The organism is Collinsella aerofaciens (genome assembly GCF_039062315.1).
In the GTDB taxonomy this organism is placed as follows: Bacteria; Actinomycetota; Coriobacteriia; order Coriobacteriales; family Coriobacteriaceae; genus Collinsella; species Collinsella aerofaciens_BG.
This window is the reverse complement of the sequence record NZ_JBCJBG010000009.1, coordinates 44,499-50,498: the sequence shown is the minus strand read 5'-3', so window position 1 is coordinate 50,498 and position 6,000 is coordinate 44,499. Positions and strand designations below refer to the sequence as shown.

The 6,000-nt window shown below is 59.4% G+C and carries 6 protein-coding genes; all 6 read right to left on the bottom strand.

The annotated features are described in order from the left end of the window. Window positions 1-49 precede the first annotated feature (49 nt). The 6 genes from ABCP74_RS06190 to ABCP74_RS06165 all read right to left on the bottom strand — a co-directional run bounded on the left by ABCP74_RS06190 (window position 50) and on the right by ABCP74_RS06165 (window position 5,868). Complete coding sequence (locus ABCP74_RS06190; RefSeq protein ID WP_343001387.1) at window positions 50-1,999, bottom strand: NAD(P)/FAD-dependent oxidoreductase; 1,950 nt, start codon at window positions 1,997-1,999, stop codon at window positions 50-52. A gap of 102 nt (window positions 2,000-2,101) precedes the next feature. Then, window positions 2,102-2,302: a hypothetical protein gene (locus ABCP74_RS06185; protein ID WP_343001388.1), complete on the bottom strand. Its 201-nt coding sequence runs from the start codon at window positions 2,300-2,302 to the stop codon at window positions 2,102-2,104. A gap of 174 nt (window positions 2,303-2,476) precedes the next feature. Beyond that, window positions 2,477-4,804, bottom strand: a complete 2,328-nt coding sequence (gene feoB / locus ABCP74_RS06180) for a ferrous iron transporter B (protein ID WP_343001389.1) — start codon at window positions 4,802-4,804, stop codon at window positions 2,477-2,479. 123 nt (window positions 4,805-4,927) lie between these two features. Then, complete coding sequence (locus ABCP74_RS06175) at window positions 4,928-5,149, bottom strand: FeoA family protein (RefSeq protein ID WP_006234774.1); 222 nt, start codon at window positions 5,147-5,149, stop codon at window positions 4,928-4,930. A gap of 39 nt (window positions 5,150-5,188) precedes the next feature. Continuing rightward, complete coding sequence (locus tag ABCP74_RS06170; RefSeq protein WP_022094360.1) at window positions 5,189-5,431, bottom strand: FeoA family protein; 243 nt, start codon at window positions 5,429-5,431, stop codon at window positions 5,189-5,191. A gap of 188 nt (window positions 5,432-5,619) precedes the next feature. Next, window positions 5,620-5,868: an HPr family phosphocarrier protein gene (locus ABCP74_RS06165; RefSeq protein WP_158558725.1), complete on the bottom strand. Its 249-nt coding sequence runs from the start codon at window positions 5,866-5,868 to the stop codon at window positions 5,620-5,622. Window positions 5,869-6,000 lie beyond the last annotated feature (132 nt).

Sequence of the window (6,000 nt, the reverse complement as noted above, 5' to 3'; positions counted from 1 at the left end):
ACACAGGGCAGCCGCCGCTTTTTGCAATCGATTGGTGCAAAGGGGTTGACTAGAGTTCGCAGGCAACCTTGTAGCCATCGCCGATAGCGTCGCGGATGTTGCCGCACTTGTTGGCATCGCCCAGCACGTGGGTGGCAACGCCGGCAGCGGCAAGGTCGTCGGCCAGCTTGGTGTTGGGACGATAGCCCATCGCCATCACCAGTGTATCGGCACCGGTGATGGTGTGGACCTCGCCATCCTTCTCGTAGCTGATGGCGTCCTCGGTAATCTCGGTCACCTTGGCCTCGGTCAGCACGTGGACGCCCTTTGAGAGCATGCGCGTGATGAGCACCGCGCGACCGGCGCCGCCCTCGTTGGCGGCGAGCGTCTTGGTCATCTCGATAACGGTGACATCGCGATTGGCCGGCGACAGGTCGTTGACCAGCGGGGCCAGGTAATCTGCCGTCTCGCAACCGACGGTGCCGCCGCCCACGATGACGATCTTCTTGCCCGGGAAAGCCTTGCCACCCAGTAGGTCGTCAGCCGTCATAACCTGCTTAAAGCCCTGCATGAAGGCCGGGGCAATGGGTTCGGCGCCATAAGCCAGGACGACCTCGTAGCCCGCGTAGTCACGCTGAATGTCCTCGGCAGTAAGCTCGGTACCAAAGACGCACTTCACGCCCGACTCGGCCAGACGACGATACTGATACTTGATCACGCGGGTGAGTTCCTGCTTTGCCGGCGGAACGGCTGCGATGCGCATCTCGCCGCCCGGCTCATCCTGCTTGTCCACGAGCACCACGTTATGGCCGCGCTTGGCGGCAATGTAGGCTGCCTCCATGCCCGCAGGACCAGCGCCCACAACCAGTACGTTCTTGGCCTCGGCGGCAGGCTCGTAGCCGGCCTCGTCGCGCTCAACATCGGGGTTGACGGTGCAGGAGATGCGCTTGCCAAACATAATGCCGTTCAGGCAGCGCAGGCAGCCAATGCAGGGGCGGATGTCGTCGGCGTTGCCGGCAGCGGCCTTGTTGCAGAACTCGGCATCGCACAGATTGGCGCGGCCCATCATGCAGATGTCGGCAGCGCCGTCCTCGATCAGCTCCTCGGCGATCCAGGCCTCGTTGATGCGGCCGACGGTGGCGACGGGAATGTTGACGTGCTTTTTAATCTCGCGCGAGCAGGCGGCGTGCGAGGCCTGCTGGGTACCGGCAGCGGGAATCGCGGAGCCGCGCTTGATGGTGGTACCGCCCGACACATGAATCATGTCGACGCCGGCCTTCTCCAGGCGACGCGAGACGTAGATCATGCCGTTGAGGGTCAGGCCGCCATCGGTGTATTCATCGCCCGAAATGCGGACGTCGATGATAAAGTCCTTGCCGCAGCGTTCGCGAATCTCGGCGATGACCTCGAGTAAGAAGCGCATGCGGGCGTCGAGCGAGCCGCCGTACTCGTCGGTACGCTTGTTGTAGAGCGGAGTCAAAAAGCCGCCGAGCATGCCGTGGGCGTGTGCCGCATGGACTTCAACGCCATCGACGCCAGCCTTCTGCATACGCACGGCAGCGTCGCCAAACTGATGCGTGAGCTCGTGAATCTCGTCGACCGTGATGGGGCGCGGTGCCTCGCGGGCGTAAGACGGGCCCACAAAGGACGGAGCGATCAGGCGCGGCGTGCCCGGAATGTTAAAGGCCATGTAGGCGGGATGGAAGAGCTGCGGCATGATCTTGCAGCCATACTCGTGGACGGCCGCGGCGAGCTTTTCCCAGCCGGGGATAAACGTGTCGTCGTAGCAGCACATGTCACCCGGCAGATAGGTATAGGTAGGCTCGACCGTCACGACCTCGGTAATGATGAGGCCCACGCCGCCCTTGGCGCGGGCACGGTAATGATCGACCAAGTCGTCGGTCACATAGCCATGATCGGCCAGGTTGGTGGACACCGGCGGCATAAAGACGCGGTTCTTGACCTCGGTTGTACCGACCTTGATCGGGCTAAAGAGCATTGGATAGGCGGAGGACTCCATGCGGGATTCCTTTCATTTGAGCCGCTAGGCGGCAGTTGCTGACGTACCTATCGTACCAGCAACTGCCGTATCCGCAGTCAAACATGCCCAAACGCCGGTCGGCTAATGAATACCGCGACCCAAGTCTTCGGCGATTTTGTCCACGCCCTTAAGTGCGGCGCACGTCTTTTTGTTGGAGCAATGCCCGGTGCAAACGCCACCCTGAGCGCAGTCGGCGCAGGTGCCCTTGCGGTAGATGCGCACGCACACGGCGGCAAACGCAATGCCGATAACAGCCAGTACAACAATATCGATAGGTGCCATAGCAAGCCTCCTCTAGTTAACCACCACTTACTTTACCCCATTCTCCACCTACAAAAAGGGACAGGTTTATTTTGTTCGGTTTTATCTGGGGAAACGCCACATCTCTCCCACCAAAAAGCCCGAGTGTCGCTGGGACACCCGGGCTCATGGAAAGGGGTTAATCCTTATTCGGACTTAAGCGGAAACTGCAGCGGAAGCGGTGTTGGTCTCGTCCTCGTCCGTCCACGCATGCTTAGGCATGGGACGGAAGATCTGGAAGAGCATCGCGACCAGCAGCACAATCGCCACAACCGTCCAGATACCAAACTGCCCAAGGACAAGCAGGTTGTAGAACTGGTTGATGAACAGGCCAATCACCCAAGCGAAGGCGCACTCGTAGCCGATGGCAATCGCGGTCCACTTGCCAGAGTCCATCTGGTTGCGGATGGTGCCAATGGCGGCAAAGCACGGAGCGCACAGCAGGTTGAAGGCGCCGAAGGCAACGCAAGCGCCCATGGTGGGGAACATGCCGGCAAACGCGGTCCACAGGCTCGGGTCGGTCTCGCCCGCGTCGGCGACGGACAGCAGCGAGCCGGCGGTGGCGACGACGTTCTCCTTGGCGACGAGGCCAGAGACAGTCAGCGCGGTGGCCTGCCAGGTGCTAAAGCCGAGCGGGGCGAAGATCCAAGCGACCAGGTTGCCCAGCATGGCAAGCACGGAGTAGTCCATAAACTCCTCGGGGATGCCGTCCATCGCAGGCAGGAAGCCAAAGGAACCGTTATAGCTACCAAAGTTGGAGAGGAACCAAACGACGACGGTGGACGCAAAGATGACCGTGCCGGCCTTCTTGATAAAGGCCCAGCAGCGCTCCCACACGTGCAGCGCCCAAGAGCGGATCGCCGGGAAGTGGTAGGCAGGAAGCTCCATGACAAACGGGGTCGGACGGCCGGCGAAGAGCTTGGTCTTCTTGAGCATGAGGCCCGAGGCGATGACGGCAAAGACGCCCAGGAAGTAGAAAAGCGGGCTGATCCATGCGGCCGTGGTGGAAGAATCGCCAATGATGGAGCCCATGAGCAGGGCGATGATCGGCAGCTTGGCGCCGCAGGGGATGAACGTGGTGGTCATGACCGTCATGCGGCGGTCCTTCTCGTTCTCGATGGTCTTGGTGGCCATGACGCCGGGGACGCCGCAGCCTGAGGACACGAGCATGGGGATGAACGACTTACCGGACAGGCCAAAGCGGCGGAACACGCGGTCCATGATAAAGGCGACGCGGGCCATGTAGCCGCAGTCCTCCAGGAAGGACAGCATCACGAACAGCAGGAACATCTGCGGCACAAAGCCGAAGATGGCGCCCAGGCCGCCAACGATACCGTCGCAGACCAGCGAATCGACCAGGCCACCGTCCTCGGTGCCACCCGCCACGAGGGCGTCGTGCACCATGGTGGTGATACCCGGGACATAGGGGCCGTACTGTGCCGGGTCGACCGAGTCGGCGTCGTCACCCGCGGCCTCGACAGCCTCATCGTAAGCATCGCGGCCCTGACCGAGCACATACCAACCGTCGGTGCCAAAGAGCTGATCGTTGGTGAAGTCGGTCACCGTTCCGCCCAGGGTGGAAACGGCGATGTAGTACACGCAGAACATGATGACCACAAAGATCGGCAGGCCCAGGATACGGTTGGTAACCACACGGTCGATCTTCTCGGAGGTGCTCATCTTGGCCGGGGCCTTGGTGAGGCACTCGTCGATGATGTGTGCGATCACGCCGTAGCGCTCACCGGTGATGATGGACTCGGCGTCATCGTCGCAGTCCTGCTCGCACTGAGCGACCAGCTCTTCGACGCGAGCGGCCTTCTCCTTGGTGAGGTTGATGAGCTTGCAGGCGTCCGCATCACGCTCGAACAGCTTGACGGCGTAATAGCGGCGCTTGTTAGCGGGAACGCTCGCAGGCAGATTGTTTTCGATGTGGTCAAGAACGTCCTCGATGGAGGAATCGAACTTGTGCTCCGGCACCTGGCCCTTGGAAGCAGCAGACTTCTTGACCTGCTCGAACAGCTCCTTGATACCCTTGTTCTTAAGAGCCGAGATCATCATGACCGGGCAGCCGAGCTTCTTGGAGAGCTTGTCCGCGTCGATCTTGTCGCCGTTCTTCTCGACCAAGTCGGCCATGTTGAGGGCAACAACCACGGGCAGGCCGGTCTCGATAACCTGAAGCGCCAGGTACAGGTTACGCTCGAGGTTGGTGGCATCGACAACTTGGACGACAACATCGGGCTCGCCGCTCATGAGGTAATCGCGCGAGCATTGCTCCTCGGGGCTGTAGGGGGAAAGCGAGTAGATGCCAGGGAGGTCCGTGATGGTAACGTTCTTGTCGCTTAGGAGCTTGGCTTCCTTTTTCTCAACCGTGACGCCGGGCCAGTTGCCAACGTAGCCGTTGGCGCCGGTGATCAGGTTGAAAAGCGTGGTCTTGCCGCAGTTGGGGTTACCCGCCAGCGCGACATGGATCTGAGAATCCGCCATTCAATCCTTCTTCCTTGTGTGCCTGCGCTGCTTTCTCCGCGCAGGCTGGATAATGTGCTTCAAAGATGCTGCATTAAGTTAGAAATACCTAACTTTATCTGCAGAAATATACGCCGCGAGCCCTTACTGGACCTCGACGACGGCCGCCTCCTCCTTGCGGATGGAAAGCTCGTAGCCGCGCACGTTGATCTCGACCGGATCACCGAGCGGTGCAACCTTCACGACCTTGAACGAAGTGCCCTTGATGAGCCCCAAGTCCATAAGGTGGCGGCGAAGCGCACCCTCACCGTGAAGCTTGACGATGGTAGAGCTCTCGCCCACCTTAACGTCACCCAACGTCTTCATCCTCTTGTCCCCCTTTCGGTTTTTATGAAATGCTGCTGACTAACCGACGGTCATGATGTGCATGGCAACCTTGGAATCGATGCCAAAGCGTGCGCCCAGCACCGTGACGATGATATTGGCACCACTCGAGCTCACCACGTGGATTTCGTTGCCCTCGACAAAGCCGAGGTCCTTGAGGTGGTGTTTCATGTCCTCATTGCCCTTTACACGAGACACGCGCACGGTTTCGCCCGCTTTTACCATCGAAAGCGGCATGGCCGGCATCTGCGGTCCGCAAGACATGAGTTGCTCCTAACGTCAGTTCGTCCTCAACATCGACGCGTAAAAAGTTAACCACGTCTATGTTCGCTATAGTAAACTAGCACGTGGTTAACTTTTTGGAAAGGGTCCCCATTCAGATTTCGAAAAAGTTTCCTATACGAAACAAAAAGGCGCGGCAAAGGACCATCCTTTACCGCGCCCTATCATGCTTAGAGCGAGAGATTTCTGATCGATGTGACACAGGAGGCCTCATCCACGCCCGAAACGCGGAACACGATGTCCTCGCCACATTCGCCACAGAGTGCCATGAGCCCTATAACGTCGCGGCCATCAACATGACGATTGCCAATCGAAACCGACACGTCACTACGATGCTTGGCGATAATGTCATAAAGCAGCGCAACCGGGCGGGCATGCAATCCCAACGGATCTTTAATCGTCTTTGTAAACTCGACCATGTCCCCTCCCACGACATCGTACATTCGGCCGGCAAAACCCAGCCACGTGGTAGCTATTGTAGCGTTAGATGCTTGTCGAGAGCTCCTCTGAGCACCTCGTGGGCAAAAAGTGGCAAATATGAGTACTGTCAC